Origin of the sequence: Streptococcus mitis (assembly GCF_013305725.1) — a bacterium.
In the GTDB taxonomy this organism is placed as follows: domain Bacteria; phylum Bacillota; class Bacilli; order Lactobacillales; family Streptococcaceae; genus Streptococcus; species Streptococcus mitis_BO.
Genome location: NZ_CP047883.1, coordinates 189,042 through 204,774, shown reverse-complemented (window position 1 = coordinate 204,774; position 15,733 = coordinate 189,042). Strand labels below are relative to the sequence as shown.

15 protein-coding genes and 1 tRNA gene are annotated in these 15,733 nt (G+C 39.5%); 1 reads left to right on the top strand and 15 read right to left on the bottom strand.

From position 1 onward, the window contains the following. Positions 1 to 63 precede the first annotated feature (63 nt). From M594_RS01035 to pbp2a, 6 genes are all read right to left on the bottom strand, one after another. Positions 64 to 135: transfer RNA gene (locus tag M594_RS01035), tRNA-Glu, on the bottom strand. Positions 136 to 224: 89 nt separating this feature from the next. Then, entirely contained in the window at positions 225 to 704 is a 480-nt protein-coding gene (locus M594_RS01030) for a sigma-70 family RNA polymerase sigma factor (RefSeq protein WP_173875742.1), read from the bottom strand. Positions 705 to 824: 120 nt separating this feature from the next. Next, a complete protein-coding gene (gene nusG, locus M594_RS01025) occupies positions 825 to 1,361 on the bottom strand; it encodes a transcription termination/antitermination protein NusG (protein WP_049499248.1) in 537 nt (178 codons plus the stop codon). 53 nt (positions 1,362 to 1,414) lie between these two features. Continuing rightward, positions 1,415 to 1,591 carry a preprotein translocase subunit SecE gene (gene secE / locus M594_RS01020; RefSeq protein WP_042900249.1) on the bottom strand — a complete coding sequence of 59 codons (177 nt, stop codon included), beginning with the start codon at positions 1,589 to 1,591 and terminating at the stop codon, positions 1,415 to 1,417. A 9-nt stretch (positions 1,592 to 1,600) separates the two neighbouring features. After that, entirely contained in the window at positions 1,601 to 1,753 is a 153-nt protein-coding gene (gene rpmG / locus M594_RS01015; protein ID WP_001809375.1) for a 50S ribosomal protein L33, read from the bottom strand. Between the two features lie 52 nt (positions 1,754 to 1,805). Continuing rightward, a complete protein-coding gene (pbp2a, locus tag M594_RS01010; RefSeq protein WP_173875741.1) occupies positions 1,806 to 4,001 on the bottom strand; it encodes a penicillin-binding protein PBP2A in 2,196 nt (731 codons plus the stop codon). 86 nt (positions 4,002 to 4,087) lie between these two features. Between pbp2a and M594_RS01005 the strand changes: the two genes are divergently transcribed. Continuing rightward, positions 4,088 to 4,963 carry an RluA family pseudouridine synthase gene (locus M594_RS01005; protein WP_302478532.1) on the top strand — a complete coding sequence of 292 codons (876 nt, stop codon included), beginning with the start codon at positions 4,088 to 4,090 and terminating at the stop codon, positions 4,961 to 4,963. A 68-nt stretch (positions 4,964 to 5,031) separates the two neighbouring features. Here the strand turns inward: M594_RS01005 and gap are convergent, their stop codons facing one another. The 9 genes from gap to tkt form a co-directional block, all read right to left on the bottom strand. Continuing rightward, on the bottom strand, positions 5,032 to 6,039 hold the full coding sequence (gap, locus tag M594_RS01000; RefSeq protein WP_000260685.1) for a type I glyceraldehyde-3-phosphate dehydrogenase: 1,008 nt from the start codon (positions 6,037 to 6,039) through the stop codon (positions 5,032 to 5,034). 176 nt (positions 6,040 to 6,215) lie between these two features. Further along, positions 6,216 to 7,517 (bottom strand): ABC transporter permease, encoded by a 1,302-nt coding sequence (locus M594_RS00995; protein ID WP_173875740.1) that lies wholly within the window; start codon positions 7,515 to 7,517, stop codon positions 6,216 to 6,218. Further along, positions 7,486 to 8,169 carry an ABC transporter ATP-binding protein gene (locus M594_RS00990; protein ID WP_173875739.1) on the bottom strand — a complete coding sequence of 228 codons (684 nt, stop codon included), beginning with the start codon at positions 8,167 to 8,169 and terminating at the stop codon, positions 7,486 to 7,488. The genes M594_RS00995 and M594_RS00990 overlap by 32 nt, the downstream gene beginning before the upstream one ends. 210 nt (positions 8,170 to 8,379) lie before the next feature. Beyond that, the gene (locus M594_RS00985) at positions 8,380 to 9,291 is read right to left on the bottom strand and encodes a helix-turn-helix domain-containing protein (protein ID WP_173875738.1); all 912 of its coding nucleotides are present in this window, start codon (positions 9,289 to 9,291) and stop codon (positions 8,380 to 8,382) included. 131 nt (positions 9,292 to 9,422) lie between these two features. After that, positions 9,423 to 12,074, bottom strand: coding sequence for a bifunctional acetaldehyde-CoA/alcohol dehydrogenase (gene adhE, locus M594_RS00980; protein WP_173875737.1), 2,652 nt, complete (start codon positions 12,072 to 12,074; stop codon positions 9,423 to 9,425). A 299-nt stretch (positions 12,075 to 12,373) separates the two neighbouring features. Continuing rightward, positions 12,374 to 12,784, bottom strand: coding sequence for an MORN repeat-containing protein (locus M594_RS00975; RefSeq protein WP_173875736.1), 411 nt, complete (start codon positions 12,782 to 12,784; stop codon positions 12,374 to 12,376). After that, complete coding sequence (locus tag M594_RS00970) at positions 12,771 to 13,214, bottom strand: low molecular weight protein-tyrosine-phosphatase (protein WP_173875735.1); 444 nt, start codon at positions 13,212 to 13,214, stop codon at positions 12,771 to 12,773. Before M594_RS00970 ends, M594_RS00975 begins: the two co-directional genes overlap by 14 nt. A 46-nt stretch (positions 13,215 to 13,260) precedes the next feature. Then, positions 13,261 to 13,560: a preprotein translocase subunit YajC gene (yajC, locus tag M594_RS00965; protein WP_001069289.1), complete on the bottom strand. Its 300-nt coding sequence runs from the start codon at positions 13,558 to 13,560 to the stop codon at positions 13,261 to 13,263. A 116-nt stretch (positions 13,561 to 13,676) separates the two neighbouring features. Further along, a complete protein-coding gene (tkt, locus tag M594_RS00960) occupies positions 13,677 to 15,653 on the bottom strand; it encodes a transketolase (protein ID WP_173875734.1) in 1,977 nt (658 codons plus the stop codon). Between the last annotated feature and the right edge of the window lie 80 nt (positions 15,654 to 15,733).

Sequence of the window (15,733 nt, the reverse complement as noted above, 5' to 3'; positions counted from 1 at the left end):
TCAACACTTTTTTGAAACTTTTTTAATCTTTTTTCATCAAGTGTTTCCAACCGCAACATACCATAGTCCGTACGGGATTCGAACCCGTGTTACCGCCGTGAAAAGGCGGTGTCTTAACCCCTTGACCAACGGACCTGAGCTGTTTTCAACTCTTACTATTATACAGGCTTTTCAAACTTTGTCAACTACTTTTTCTGTTTTTTTCTTTTTTTTGGCATAGCTTCTTACCGAGTACGGATATCAAATTCCTTAAACACAATACGTAAGTCCCTTAATACTCTTTGACGCCCTCGGAAGCGTTCATTTCTTAAGACGCGTTCTAACTCTTCTTGTTTGTCTTTACTTTGTTTGTTTCTATAATCTCTTAGTGTCTCATGAAAGAGATAATACTCATCTAGCCACAGACCTCCCTCGCTTATACGATGACTAATCTCACCTACTTCTTCATAGGGTTCTTTATCATATCTACGCTTCTGACTTTCTTGCTTACGGATATAGTCTAGAATTCGATTCCGGAACTTAGTCTTAAAATATTTCCTTAAACGAGGAATATCTTCTACTAGCTCTTCTTCTCTACTGATCAATTCATGTAAGCAAATCATTCCCTCTTGGTCCCAATCCGATAGCTCCCATAAATGAAGGTAATATTCATTTCTACTTTTATATACAATTCCCTGGACTTCTTTATACAATTCTTTAAACATAACGTTCCCCTTTCTAGATACAGTTTAACAGATTCAGAAACACTTTTGTCCCATTTTCCCCATTCTGTTCCCTACACCGTCTAAACTGCACAAAAAAGAGAGGACAGGCCTCTCTTGGGGTTATAATTCTGCAATTTGATTTAAGTTTACTTCTGCAACTGTATCATTGCCAAACATAGAGATAATCATCTTCACTTTATTATTATCAATCTCTGTAATCTTACCAGTATAGTCTGCAAAAGCGCCATCAATAATACGTACAGTTTGACCAACTTCAACATCGATATCAAACTCCTGTACGGTTTGTCCCATAGAAATCAAGATATCACGAATTTCTTGTTCCAATAATGGAGTTGGTTTAGATCTATTCCCGTGAGATCCAACGAATCCTGTAACGTTTGGTGTGTTTCGAACAACAAACCAAGCTTCATCTGTCATGACCATTTCTACAAGAACATAACCTGGAAAGCGATTTTCTTCCACTTCTTTTCTCTTTCCATTCTTTTCAACTTGCACTGTTTGTGTTGGAATTTCAACGCGTAGAATATTATCCAACATGTTGTAGGTTTGTGCACGCTGTAATAGATTTTCTTTTACCTTATTTTCATAACCAGAATAAGTTTGTAAAACAAACCACCCTTTATCAAAACTATCCATGATATTTCCTTTCATAATAGAAGATCTCTAGTGTAAATAACTCCACTAGCCTTCTAAAAAATGTTAATAAATCGAATCAAACCTGAAACAATCAACTGGTCAAAAATGTAAATAATTATTACAAAGAAAGCTGTGTATTCCATGATAGAACGAAAATCTCTCCAGCTTTCCTTGCGAGTTGGCCATGTTGTGTCTTTAAGAAGTCTAAAAATATCTCCAATAAAACGCATCGCTCTCTCCTATCTCGTTTCTCTGTGTGTAGTGTACTTACCACAATGTTTACAAAATTTATTTACTTCTAGTCGTGTTGGCTTGGGGTTTCCGCTGATCTTAATTGAATAGTTTCTTGAACCACAAACCGCACAAGCTAGACTTGCTTTTTTTAGTGCCATAACGCCTCCATCTTGTCTATTATAACAAGAAAGCTAGGCTTTGACAAGCATCTTAACGAAATAGATTGACTACCGAATCCCATATCGTTTGAGCCTTTTCCTTAATTTTAGCATCCGAGATAGCACGGCTGGCCTCATCTACCAGATTTTGCGCACGACTTCTAATATCAGAAAGGGTATCATCCATCTGATTCGTTTCATTACTCTGCACTTGATTTCTTGTATTGGCTGGTGCAATTCCATTTTGCTTATAAGCATTTTCAACCGTAAAGGTACTTCCTGGAGTATAAGGTAAAATGGTATTGGCAATGTTTCTAAAGACATGGGCTGCACCGTTTGAAGTAGAGCCAGCTAGATAGTGATTTTCATCAGTGGTCGGAAAACCAAGCCAGTGACTAATCACTACATCCGGAGTATAGCCAATTACCCACTGGTCACTTGTATATTCAGGATTGAAAACTGCTTCAGTTGTACCAGTTTTCCCTGCCATGACATAGTCTGCAGGCGACGAACTAATTCCCGTTCCGTTGGTGAATGTTCCTAACATCATACTAGTCATCTTGTCAGCTACAGACTTATCAATCACCCGTTTTTGTGAATTTTTATGGCTTGCAATAACTTGTCCACTAGCATTTTCAATTCTACTAATAAAATGAGCTTCAGGCATTAAACCTTCATTTGCAAAGACAGCATATGCTTGAGCCATTTGCAGAGGATTGGTTTCGACACCACTTCCCAAGGCGACACCAAGAACACGGTCGACCTTTTCCATGTTGAGTCCGAATTTTTCGCCTGCCTCAAAAGCCTTGTCGACGCCCAAATCATTAACAGTGGCAACAGCAGGTAGATTAAGCGACTCTGCCAAGGCTTGATACATAGGAACTTCTCGACTCGTTTTGATCCCTGCATAGTTATCAACCTTATAGCTGTCGTACTGCATGGTATGGTTATCCAATTGCTTATTCAAAGCCCAACCTGCTTCAACTGCTGGCGTATAAACAACTAAAGGCTTAATTGTAGAACCAGGACTACGTTTTGATTGAGTTGCATAGTTGAAATTCCGGAATCCAGTTTTATCATTGTCAGCAACTTGACCGACAACTCCACGAACTCCACCTGTTTTCGGTTCGAGAGCTACACTTCCTGATTGAGCAAATGTTCCATCCTCTGCCCTCGGAAATAGCGATGTATTTTCATAGACAACCTGCATATTTGCTTGATAGTTTTGGTCCAGCTCTGTATAAATACGGTAGCCATTATTGACAATTTCTTCCTCTGTTAGATTATACTTGGAAACGGCTTCGTTAACCACCGCATCAAAGTAAGAAGGATAGCGGTAATCTGAGATTTTTCCTTCATATTTATCGTGCAATTGCGAAGTCATATCAACTTCTGCAGCTTCGGTTTCTTGATTTTTATCAATATAACCCGCTGCCAGCATATTTTGCAAGACAGTATCACGACGATTAGTAGAATCTTCTACAGATTTCAAGGGGTTATACAGCTCTGGACCCTTTAGCATCCCTGCCAGAGTCGCAGCTTGATCCAGACTCACTTCTGATGCAGAAACTCCAAAGTATTTCTTACTCGCATCTTCTACACCCCACACACCATTTCCAAAATATGCGTTATTAAGGTACATGGTTAGAATTTGATCCTTACTATATTTTTTTGTTAATTCTAAGGCAAGGAAAAATTCTTTTGCTTTTCTCTCGACAGTTTGATCCTGTGATAGATAGGCATTTTTAGCCAGCTGTTGGGTAATAGTAGAACCACCACCTGAACGACCAGCAGTTACAATAGCCAAGAAGAAACGACCATAGTTAATCCCGTCATTTTTATAGAAAGAGCGGTCTTCTGTCGCAATAACGGCATTCTGCAAGTTTTTACTGATGTCAGTCAGTTCAACGTAGGTTCCCTTTTGACCAGACAAGGCACCAGCCTCTTTTTCTTCACGGTCAAAAATGATAGTCCGAGTTTTCAAGGCATTTTGCAAATCGTTAACATTGGTTGACTTGGCTACAGCAAACAAATAGGTTCCAACTAGCAAGCCTGCACTCAAACCTAGTATAAGGACAATCTTTGTTAGATGATAGCGACGCCAGAATTTTCGAATTGGACCTACTTGGGCTAATTTTTTTCGATCACTACGAGAGCGACGTAAGCTAGTAGAATCAGAGTCCTCTAGTTCACTTGTTTCTTTTTTAAAAAGAGAAAGAAATTTCTCGAATAATTTATCTAATTTCATGCGTTTATTTTATCATCTTCGTCATAGGAAGACAAGAATTTAGCTATTTCCTATCAAAATAGGTCTTTTTTTGTTACAATATCTGTATGAAATTCACATTTACATTACCAGACTCTCTACCTCAAATGACGGTAAAGCAATTACTTGAGGAACAACTCCTCATCCCTAGAAAAATCCGTCATTTTTTGAGAATCAAGAAACATATTTTGATAAATCAAGAAGAAGTTCACTGGAACGAGATGGTAAATCCTGGAGATATTTGCCAGTTAACTTTTGACGAGGAAGATTATCCCGAAAAAGAAATCCCTTGGGGCAACCCAAACCTCGTTCAGGAAGTTTATCAAGATCAACACTTGATTATTGTTAACAAACCAGAGGGGATGAAAACGCATGGTAATCAGCCAAACGAAATCGCCCTTCTTAACCATGTCAGTGCCTACGTTGGCCAAACCTGCTATGTCGTCCATCGTCTAGATATGGAAACCAGTGGTTTGGTTCTCTTTGCCAAAAATCCTTTTATCCTGCCTATTCTCAATCGCTTACTGGAGAAAAAAGAGATTTCTAGGGAATACTGGGCACTAGTTGATGGAAATATCAGCAGCAAAGAGCTTGTTTTCAGGGACAAAATCGGACGTCATCGCCATGATCGCAGAAAGCGAATAGTTGATACAAAAAATGGACAATATGCTGAAACGCATGTAAGCAGATTAAAGCAATTTCCAAACAAAACTTCCTTGGTTCGTTGCAAGCTAAAGACAGGTCGAACACATCAAATTCGTGTGCACCTTTCGCATCATAACTTCCCGATCCTAGGTGACCCTCTCTATAATAGTAAATCAAAATCAAGTCGGCTTATGCTTCATGCCTTTCGACTGTCCTTTACCCATCCGCTTACATTAGAGAAATTAAGCTTCAATGCCCTTTCAGATACTTTTGAAAAAGAATTAAAAAAGAATGGATGATTCTGTCATCCATTTTTAAATATTTAAAAAGCAAGACCAAAAGGCCTTGCTTTTTATCGACTCATGAATTATTTAGCGATTTTTGCGAAGTATTCAAGAGTACGAACAAGTTGTGCAGTGTATGACATTTCGTTGTCGTACCATGATACAACTTTAACCAATTGTTTACCGTCAACGTCAAGAACTTTAGTTTGAGTTGCGTCAAACAATGAACCGTAAGACATACCTACGATATCTGAAGATACGATTGGATCTTCTGTGTAACCGTATGATTCGTTTGAAGCTGCTTTCATAGCTGCGTTCACTTCATCAACAGTAACGTTCTTTTCAAGAACTGCTACCAATTCAGTAACTGATCCAGTTGGAGTTGGAACGCGTTGTGCAGATCCGTCAAGTTTACCGTTCAATTCTGGGATTACAAGACCGATAGCTTTTGCAGCACCAGTTGAGTTAGGAACGATGTTTGCAGCACCAGCGCGAGCACGGCGAAGGTCACCACCACGGTGTGGTCCGTCAAGGATCATTTGGTCACCAGTGTAAGCGTGAATAGTAGTCATCAATCCTTCAACAACACCAAAGTTGTCTTGAAGAGCTTTAGCCATTGGAGCCAAGCAGTTTGTAGTACATGAAGCACCTGAGATAACTGTTTCAGTACCGTCAAGAACGTCGTGGTTAGTGTTGAATACAACTGTTTTAACGTCGTTTCCACCAGGAGCAGTGATAACAACTTTTTTAGCTCCACCTTTAAGGTGTTTTTCAGCTGCTTCTTTCTTAGCAAAGAAACCAGTAGCTTCAAGAACGATTTCTACACCGTCAGTAGCCCAGTCGATTTGTTCTGGATCACGTTCAGCAGAAACTTTAACGAATTTACCGTTAACTTCGAATCCACCTTCTTTAACTTCAACAGTACCGTCGAAACGACCTTGAGTTGTGTCGTATTTCAACAAGTGTGCAAGCATAACTGGATCTGTAAGGTCGTTGATGCGTGTAACTTCAACACCTTCTACGTTTTGGATACGACGGAAAGCAAGACGACCGATACGTCCGAAACCGTTAATACCAACTTTAACTACCATTAGTGATTTCCTCCTTATGAAAATCATGAAATTTTTATTGTGAAAAGAGTAACTTGAATCACTACAAATCACCTTTCAACAAACCTATTATATAACTATTTGAGTTGAATTGCAAGTACGGGCATTGTTTTTCTATGTCAGTTTCTTTTTAAGGCTATAAATCAAGAACTCCCTTACTATTCATATCGTAGCGATTCTACAGGATCCATTTTACTAATTTTACGTGCTGGGAAGTAGGCTGAGACATAACCAAGTAATAGAGCGAAAGCTAGAGTTCCTAAAATAGATAGAAGATTTAATTCAAAAACCTTAGTGATGGATGGGTAAAAGTGATTTACAACCGCATTCGCCAAACTTCCCACCCCTTGTGCAACCAAAAATGCCAGCAGCAAGGCAATGCCTACAATCCAGATAGCCTCGTAAATAAAAATTCCTTTGACATCACGATTCTGATAACCAACCGCCTTCATGACACCTATTTCCTTAGAACGTTGCATGATATTGATGTAAATAATGATACCAATCATGACCGCTGCTACCACAATAGCTTGTGATGAAAGTACAATCAATAATCCCTGAATGACACGAATAAAAGTAATCACAATATCAAGAACCTTCTGTTGAGAAAGAACCGTATATTTCTTATTTTTCTGTAATTCTTCTGTTACCGCTTTTGTCTGTGATGGATCTTTGAGTTCCAAGATAAAATAAGATACAGCTTTTGTAAATCCAGCCTTTTTCAAAATCGTTTCCATTTGATGAGACGGCATGAAACTGTTGCTGTCCTCCATATCATCTTCATCATTGATTACACGCACAATCTTCGTTTGAAATTGAGCAGTCTTGCTAGATTCGGCAGCATTTTCTACAATACTTGCTGAGACTGATTTGCCAATAACATCACTAGCTGTCAGATTTTTTCCTGTCTGTTCATTCCAATTTTTTAGTAAACTGATTGGAATCGTCAAGCCCTGTTCATTTGCATCAGTATAGAGGGAGCCAGCCAATACTTTGTCCGCCTCATTACTACTAACAGAGATACTTGTATCCTCATAGAGACTCACTACTTGAGCATAAGAAGGCATCGTTTGACTTAGATCCATTTCTTGCCCATCTATAGTAATATTTGACATGTTCATCCCAAAAGGACTCTCCAAATATTTAATAGCTTCTTTCCCAACTGTATCCGTGATATAGTTCTTATCATCTTGGTTCAAAAAACCTCGTCCAGCATTTTCTGTATTTAAAGCAATCTGAACTTGAGAAGGGATTTGACCTCCATTCGTATTTTCATCAATCATCGAAATCAAAGCATTTCCCAAGCCGAAAGAAATTAAGACTCCTACAAAACCGATTGAGGTTGCTAGCGCAATCAATAAGTTACGCCACTTTCTTTCCATAAAGTTATTTAAAGAAAGTTTGAATTTATTTTTTAATGACAATCCTTTATTTTTTGACTTCTTCAACGACTTCACCATCCTTCATTTTGATAATCACGTCTGCATATTCAGCAACCTCTGAATTATGGGTTACAATCAATACTGTTTTCCCTGTTTGGGCTAAATTTTTAAACACTTCCAATACCATTTCTTGGGATTGAGAATCCAGCGAACCCGTTGGTTCGTCTGCTACAATCATATCTGGCTGATTTACCAGTGCACGCGCGATTGCTACACGTTGCTTTTGCCCACCAGAAAGTTGTTTAACATTTTTAGCTACAAAAGGTTCCATGCCCAAGTTACTTAATTGCTCCTTTGCAATCATTGTCATCTCCCTGTCAGATAAATCTTTGACATAGAGAGGCAGCTTGACATTGTCCAAGACAGATTGATAAGGAATGAGGTTAAAATTTTGAAACACAAATCCAATCCTATCTTTACGAAATTGAGTTAGTTCAATCTCTGATAAGTCACGGAGGGATTCCCCTTTAAATTCTAAAACTCCTTCATATTGTCTATCTAGACCACTGATAATGTTTAGCAAGCTAGTTTTGCCACAGCCTGACGGACCGTAAATCGCTGTAATTTTACCTTTTGCAATCTGCAGGTTAATATTTCTTAAAGCCTGCTCTTGATGTTTACCGTCCAAAGTGTAAAACTTTGAAATATTTTTAATGGATAAAATGGACATTCTTTCCCCCTTATTTAAAACTGTTATCGTCATACATCATACTTATAGAAAATCCTTCAAGCTACATCAGCGCTGATTTACCCTTTAAGTCTACTACTTAGATCTTTCTCTCTATTCCCTAGTTTGCTTCTGGATGTATATCAAGTAAAATTCATTGTAACAAAAAAGCGACATTTCTCCAATGACAGAAATGTCACTCCTATAAACAATTTAACAATACTTTTCTAGGTCCTCAGCCCATTCCTTATCTAAACTAACTAATAACTTCTCATTGCCAAACATCCTTGCCATCATTTTTGCTTCTTCATACTTTTGTTTGGCTGTTTCATAATCCGTCTGAATATAATATTTCCACTCAAGCATCAAGACAATCGGTTGTTTTTGAAAATCTCGTGTTTTTTGCCCTATTTTATTTAAGGTCTCGACTGCCCTCTTAAAATAATGAAGCAACCCCATAATCTCTATACAAGTTAAAGAAGCTAACAAGGAGTCTCTAAGTAAGTCCAAACAATCGAACTCCATCTTATCAACCTGAGAACTTAGTTTATCATGAAAATAAAGAATGGTTTCATGCTCAGATTCTTTTATTTCACCCGCTTTCAAACCATCCATTAAGTTACATGCAAAATACAACCTCAGTCTTAATAGTTCCTCCGCTTTATATACATCTCTGGATAGTAAGTTATGCAGACCATTTTCAAGCAAACTGGTACCATACAAAGAATTACCAGTTGCTCTCACTGCATCTATAGCTTGAAGACAATCCACTAGCACTTTCTCATCACGTGGCAAATCATCATAAAAACATTCAAAAATCTCATCAAAATATTCTTCCTTCTGCTCCTGCAACTCCTTGTCTCCATAGTCAGGATGATGAAGAAGAAAGTATTTTAATTCTTGGTAACGTTTCGGTAATTCCTTATAGTCTGGCATCAAGACATAAGATGGAATGCCTAACCTATTCGCTATATATTCTAGTGTTTTTATCGTAGGACGAAATTCTCCTTTTTCAATGCGCACTAACTGACGGACTGACAGTTCTGACTCATCTCCACAAAAAACAGGGCGACTAAGTCCTTTCTCTTCTCTAAGAAGTCTTACCTTTTCCCCTAGATCATTCATCTCTTAGATTTCTCCCTCGCACGATTATCAAAGCTTTGATTTTCAAACAAATATATGCGATTATTATACCATTTTCCAAAAAGAATTACAAAAAAGAGACAGGATTCCTCCTGCCTCTAGGCTGATAACAATTATTTACGGCGTCCTGGTCTTTCTTTGTAGCCATAGTAAGAATCTTCGATGATTTCTTGCATATGGTCAACCATTGGAAGGCGTGGGTTAGCTGGTGAACATTGGTCTTCGTAAGCAAGAAAGGCTAATTCACGTGAATGTTCTTTCCATTCTTTTTCGTCGATACCTTGTGCTTTGAAGTTCATTTGGATACCTACGCGCTCACCAAGTTCATAGACAGCTTTTGCGTAAGATTCCACACCTTCTTCTGGAGTAGAAGCTGGAAGCCCAAGCATACGAGCGATATCTTGGTATTTTTCATCTGCACGGTAGTAGTTGTACTTAGGCCATGTTGCTGTCTTAGCTGGACGTGTACCGTTGTAGCGGATGACGTATGGAAGCAAGATAGCATTAGTACGACCGTGGATTGTGTGGAATTGCGCACCAATCTTATGGGCCATTGAGTGAGAAATACCTAGGAAGGCATTGGCAAAGGCCATACCAGCGATTGTTGAAGCGTTATGCATTTTCTCACGTGAATGGAAGTCTGCATTCTTAACTGAGCTTTCAAGGTTTTCGAATACAAGCTTGATGGCTTGAAGTGCAAGACCGTCAGTGTAGTCGCTAGCCATTTGTGATACGTAAGCTTCAGTCGCGTGGGTCAATACGTCCATACCAGTATCAGCAGCTACAAATCCAGGAACTGTCAATACCAAGGCAGGGTCTACGATTGCCACAGTTGGTGTCAATGAGTAGTCAGCGATTGGGTATTTACGGTTGTTTGCTTTATCAGAGATAACGGCAAATGGTGTTACTTCAGATCCTGTACCAGATGTAGTTGGAATCGCGATGAATTTAGTCTTCTTACCAAGCAATGGGAACTTGAAGGCACGTTTACGGATATCCATGAATTTTTGAACAAGGTCACGGAAGTCCACTTCTGGTTGTTCATAGAAGAGCCACATTACTTTAGCAGCATCCATTGGAGATCCACCACCAAGAGCGATGATTGTATCTGGTTTGAAGGCACGCATGATTTCAGTACCACGTTCAACTGTAGTGATATCTGGATCTGGTTCTACATCAGCAAAGATTTGGTAAACAACCTTATTGCGACGAAGATCAAGTTGTTCGATGATACGATCAAGGAAACCAAGCTCTACCATGGCATGGTCAGTAACGATCATGACACGTTCAACGTCACGACATTTTTGAAGGTATTGAATTGAATCACGTTCAAAGTATGTTTTTGAAGGAAGTTTCATCCATTGCATGTTATTTCTCCGTCTTCCGACTTTTTTGATATTCAAAAGGTTAATGGCACTAACGTTATCCCCAACTGAGTTGCGTCCGTAAGAACCACATCCGAGTGTCAATGATGGCAAGAAGGCATTGTAAACGTCCCCGATACCACCGAAAGTAGAAGGTGAGTTACAGATAACACGAATAGCTTTAACAGCTTTACCAAATTCTTTAGTCAATTCTTCGTCAGCTGTGTGGATAGCTGCTGAGTGACCAAGACCGTTAAATTCAACCATTTGACGAGCTTTGGAAATACCATCTTCACGGCTTTCAGATTTCAAAACTGCGATAACTGGTGACAATTTTTCACGAGTCAATGGCTCATTTTCACCAACTTCTTTACATTCTGCAGCAAGAATGTTTGTTCCTTCTGGAACTGTAAATCCTGCTTGCTCTGCAATCCAAGTTGCTGGTTTACCAACGATGTCAGCGTTCAATTTTGCACCAGCACAGTTTTTGCTGTTTGCTTTCACGCCGAAGCAGAATTCTTCAAGAAGTGCTTTTTCTTTTTTGTTTACAAAGTAAGTGTGATAAGATTTGAACTCTGCTACAAATTCATCGTAAATTTCTTTATCAATGATAACCGCTTGCTCTGAGGCACAGACCATACCATTATCAAATGATTTAGACATGACGATATCGTGTGCAGCTTGGCGAATGTTAGCTGATTTTTCAACATAAGCTGGAACGTTCCCGGCACCTACCCCAAGAGCTGGTTTACCACAAGAGTACGCCGCTTTAACCATGGCATTACCACCTGTTGCAAGGATTGTTGCAATACCTTCGTGGTTCATAAGGGCACTAGTTGCTTCCATAGATGGTTCAGTGATCCACTGTACACAGTTTTCAGGAGCTCCTGCTTTAATCGCAGCATCACGAACAATTTGAGCTGCGTGAGCTGATGATTCTTGAGCTGATGGGTGGAAGGCAAAGACAATAGGATTACGAGTCTTCAATGAAATCAATGCCTTAAAGATTGCTGTTGATGTTGGGTTTGTTGTAGGAGTAATACCACAGACAACACCAACCGGTTCAGCGATGAGAGTCAATCCTGTTACATCGTCTTCTTCGATAACGCCAACTGTTTTAGTGTGACGCATATTGTTTACCACGTGTTCACAAGCAAACAAGTTCTTAGTTGCTTTGTCTTCAAATACACCACGTCCTGTTTCTTCATAGGCATGTAGAGCCAATTCTCCGTGGGCATCCAAAGCTGCCACTGACGCTTTAGCTACGATGTAGTCGACCTGTTCTTGGTCGAGTTTACGCATTTCCTCAAGAGCAACTAAAGCTTTTTGCACCAATCCATCGACATGCTTTTCAGCAGCGAGTTTCTTTTCCTCTGGTGTCACAGTTTTTTTATCAGCCATATTTTCCTCCATAGCTTTCAAGGATTGATATCCTTTGTTAATTTTTTCACAAGTTTATTATAACGCATTATTTCAACTTTGTAAACAGTTTCATAAACATTTCACAAAGAATTTTTTATTGTTTGTGAAATGTTTCTCATTTTCTTTACTTACCAAGTTTTTTCTTTAGAGTTTGTGAAATTAATTTCAAATATTTTTTATTTCACAAACTTACTTGGAAGAGGGGCTTGGAAAGAAAAGGATTTTCGGGTAAGCGCTTACTTAGCTATTCTAATAATACCTCCTTTGATAAGGAGGCTTTATTTTTGTTGAAAAACGCCTTGTTTAAAAGTCCCTTCATAAACAACTTCTTGTTCTGTTGTTAGTTTTCCTTTTCCTTCAGCCTGACCATTTACAAAATCACCTTCGTAGGTCCAGCCTTCTTTAGATTGAAAGGTACCTTTTCCGTTGAAGGCTCCATTGTTGAAACCACCTGTATATTGGTCCCCATTTTGGAAGGTAATGGTTCCTTGGCCATTCATTTTACCACGGACAAGACTGCCGTCGTAAACAATAGTTCCATTATCAAGCTTTAGAACACCTTTTCCGGGAATATTTAGAAAAAAGACGAGCACAGCACAAAAGACAATGGCAACTACTGCTAGAGTCTCTAAAAGTGGACGAGTCAGATAGACACGATACTTTTCGTAAAAATTCTTAAGATTTTCCACCTTCACTCTCCTTTTCTAAACGTTCTAACCAAGCTCGACAACCCTCTTGAACACGCTGATAGGTTTCCTCAAAATCTCCTGTATACCAAGGATCTGGAACGCTTTCAGATGCAAATGAGTAAATCTTATCTTGACAGTCTACTGGACACATCTGACGTAAGTCAGAAACATTTGAAGCGTCCATTCCGATAATATAATCAAAGGCTTCAAAATCTTCCTTGCTAATCTGAAGCGATGTTTTGCCTTTTTCATAAGGAATCTCATACTGTTGAAAAATCCCTTGAGTTCCCTTATGAATCGGATTGCCATGTTCCCAAGAAGAAGTCGCTCGACTTTGGATTTCATAATTATCTGTCATTGATTTCATAACAAACTCAGCCATAGGACTACGGCAAATATTCCCCAGACAGACAAAGGCTAGTTTTTTCATCCCATTTCCTTTCTTTTATAGAAAAACGGGAGTTAGTAATCCCGTCTTATTTTTCAATTGCGCCTTCTAGTGAAGCTGTTTCTTTCAGCGGTAATACTGTCTTAATAGCAGCTAGTTCGAAAGTCAAGTAAACTCCATCTACATCAAGAACAATCGTTCTCTTCTCAGTATCTACTTCATCGACTGTTCCGTAAAGGCCCCCGATTGTAATAACTTCATAGCCTTTTTGTAGTTTGTTTAAACTTTCCATACGTTTTTGTGCTTGTTTCTTTTGAGAGCGTTGCATAAAGAACATCAAGCCCAACATCGCCACAAGCATGATTAAAAATGTATAATTTGGATTCATTGTTTTCTCCTTTGTATTTTACATAGGACTACTATATCAAATTTCAGCTACTTTTACAAGGTTGTACCTTGCTTTTCTAGTAAGAAAAACCAGAGCTTGCGCCCTGATTTTTAGGATTATTTCAAGTTTTGAACGACTTTTACAAGATTTTCAACAGTAAAGCCATATTCTGCCAATACTTTTGGTGCTGGAGCAGAGGCTCCAAAGGTATCAATACCAAGAACTGCACCATCTAGTCCAACATATTTGTACCAGTTTTGAGTTGCACCCATTTCGACTGCAACACGACGGCGAACTGCATTTGGCAGGATTTCTTCCTTGTAAGCTGCATCTTGTTTATCAAAGACATCTGTGGATGGCATGCTGACTACGCGGACTTTTTCGCCTTGACTAGCCAATTCTTTGGCAGCTGAGACAGCTAGATTAACCTCTGAACCTGTCGCAATCAAGATGGTATCAAAATCTGCTGCATTTTCATAGACGACATAGGCACCTTTTGCAACCTTGTCGAAGTCTGTTCCCTCTTCAACAGTCAAGTTCTGACGTGTTAAGACAAGGGCAGTTGGCGTTTTCTTACTTGTCACTGCAAGGTACCAAGCTGCTTGAGTTTCACGCGCATCTGCTGGACGGAAAACATTTAGATTTGGCATAGCACGAAGACCAGCCAAGTGCTCAACTGGTTCGTGAGTCGGACCGTCTTCACCAACTGCGATTGAATCGTGGGTAAAGACATAAGTCACAGGAAGACCTTGCAAGGCTGACAAGCGGACAGCTGCCTTCACATAGTCAGAGAAGACGAAGAAAGTTCCACCGTATACACGAAGTCCACCATGAAGGGCCATCCCGTTCAAGATAGTTCCCATGGCAAATTCACGAACACCAAACTGAATGTTACGGTTCAAGCGATTGGCATCGTCTTGAAGTCCATCTGTTTTAATGTAAGTCATGTTTGAATGAGCTAGGTCAGCTGATCCACCCAAGAAAGTTGGCAACTTAGCCGCTACAACGTTTAAGGCATCCTGACTCGAGTTACGAGTTGCTTGAGAGAAGCCATTTTCTAATGCTGGGAAGTCTGCTGGAGTCACTTCAACTGGATCACGTCCGTCGATGATGGCTTCTACTTCTGCTGCAAGTTCTGGATGAGCTTCTTTATAATCAGCAACTAATTTTGTCCAAGCTTCATAAGCTGATGCGCCACGGTCTGCAACATGTTCTTTGAAATCAGCATATACTCGTTCTGGGATTTCAAATGGTTCGTAGTCCCAACCAAGCGCTTGACGAGTTGCTACAGTTTCATCTGCTCCAAGAGGAGCACCGTGTACCGCATTAGTTCCTTGTTTATTTGGAGAACCGTATCCAATAACAGTCTTCACTTCAATCAAAGATGGTTTGCCTGAAGCTTTAGCCGCTTCAATAGCAGCATGGATTGCTTCCAAGTCTGTTCCATCTTCAACCAAGGCTGTATGCCAACCGTAAGCATTGTAACGGTCACGAACACTTTCTGTAAAGGAATCCTTTGTCTCACCATCCAAGTTGATGTCATTTGAATCATAAAGAACAACCAATTTGTCTAGTTTTTGCAAGCCTGCGTATGAAGCCGCCTCACTTGAGACACCTTCCATCAAGTCTCCGTCTCCACAGATAACATAAGTATAGTGGTCAAAGATATTGTAGCCTTCGCGGTTATATTTAGCAGCCAAGAAACGTTCTGCCTGGGCAAAACCAGTGGCAGTTGAAATCCCTTGACCTAGAGGACCTGTTGTAGCATCAATCCCCGCTGTATGGCCAAATTCTGGATGACCTGGTGTTTTTGAACCCCATTGGCGGAAGCTCTTGATCTCATCCATACTAACATCTTCAAAACCAGAAAGGTGTAGAAGGGCATAAAGGAGCATTGAACCATGTCCTGCTGAAAGAATAAAGCGGTCGCGGTTAATCCAGTTTGGTTGAGCTGGATTGATACGAAGTTGTTTTGTAAAGAGGCTATAAGCCATTGGAGCCGCTCCCATAACCACACCTGGGTGACCTGAGTTGGCTTTATTAATGGCGTCAATACCTAGGAAACGAATTGCATTAACAGATAGATTTGACATAGAATTTCCTTTCTATTTAAGGTGATTATTGGATCACACATTCTATTTTACTATTATATGAAAAAATACATAGAATAGCA

Bases quoted from the DNA above. Each gene is read 5' to 3' on its own strand.
- M594_RS01030 (WP_173875742.1), bottom strand. From the start codon at position 704: ATGTTTAAAGAATTGTATAAAGAAGTCCAGGGAATTGTATATAAAAGT.
- rpmG (WP_001809375.1), bottom strand. From the start codon at position 1,753: ATGGCACTAAAAAAAGCAAGTCTAGCTTGTGCGGTTTGTGGTTCAAGA.
- gap (WP_000260685.1), bottom strand. From the start codon at position 6,039: ATGGTAGTTAAAGTTGGTATTAACGGTTTCGGACGTATCGGTCGTCTT.
- nusG (WP_049499248.1), bottom strand. From the start codon at position 1,361: ATGGATAGTTTTGATAAAGGGTGGTTTGTTTTACAAACTTATTCTGGT.
- M594_RS01005 (WP_302478532.1), top strand. From the start codon at position 4,088: ATGAAATTCACATTTACATTACCAGACTCTCTACCTCAAATGACGGTA.
- M594_RS00995 (WP_173875740.1), bottom strand. From the start codon at position 7,517: ATGGTGAAGTCGTTGAAGAAGTCAAAAAATAAAGGATTGTCATTAAAA.
- tkt (WP_173875734.1), bottom strand. From the start codon at position 15,653: ATGTCAAATCTATCTGTTAATGCAATTCGTTTCCTAGGTATTGACGCC.
- M594_RS00985 (WP_173875738.1), bottom strand. From the start codon at position 9,291: ATGAATGATCTAGGGGAAAAGGTAAGACTTCTTAGAGAAGAGAAAGGA.
- M594_RS00990 (WP_173875739.1), bottom strand. From the start codon at position 8,169: ATGTCCATTTTATCCATTAAAAATATTTCAAAGTTTTACACTTTGGAC.
- pbp2a (WP_173875741.1), bottom strand. From the start codon at position 4,001: ATGAAATTAGATAAATTATTCGAGAAATTTCTTTCTCTTTTTAAAAAA.
- M594_RS00970 (WP_173875735.1), bottom strand. From the start codon at position 13,214: ATGAAAAAACTAGCCTTTGTCTGTCTGGGGAATATTTGCCGTAGTCCT.
- yajC (WP_001069289.1), bottom strand. From the start codon at position 13,560: ATGAATCCAAATTATACATTTTTAATCATGCTTGTGGCGATGTTGGGC.
- secE (WP_042900249.1), bottom strand. From the start codon at position 1,591: ATGCGTTTTATTGGAGATATTTTTAGACTTCTTAAAGACACAACATGG.
- adhE (WP_173875737.1), bottom strand. From the start codon at position 12,074: ATGGCTGATAAAAAAACTGTGACACCAGAGGAAAAGAAACTCGCTGCT.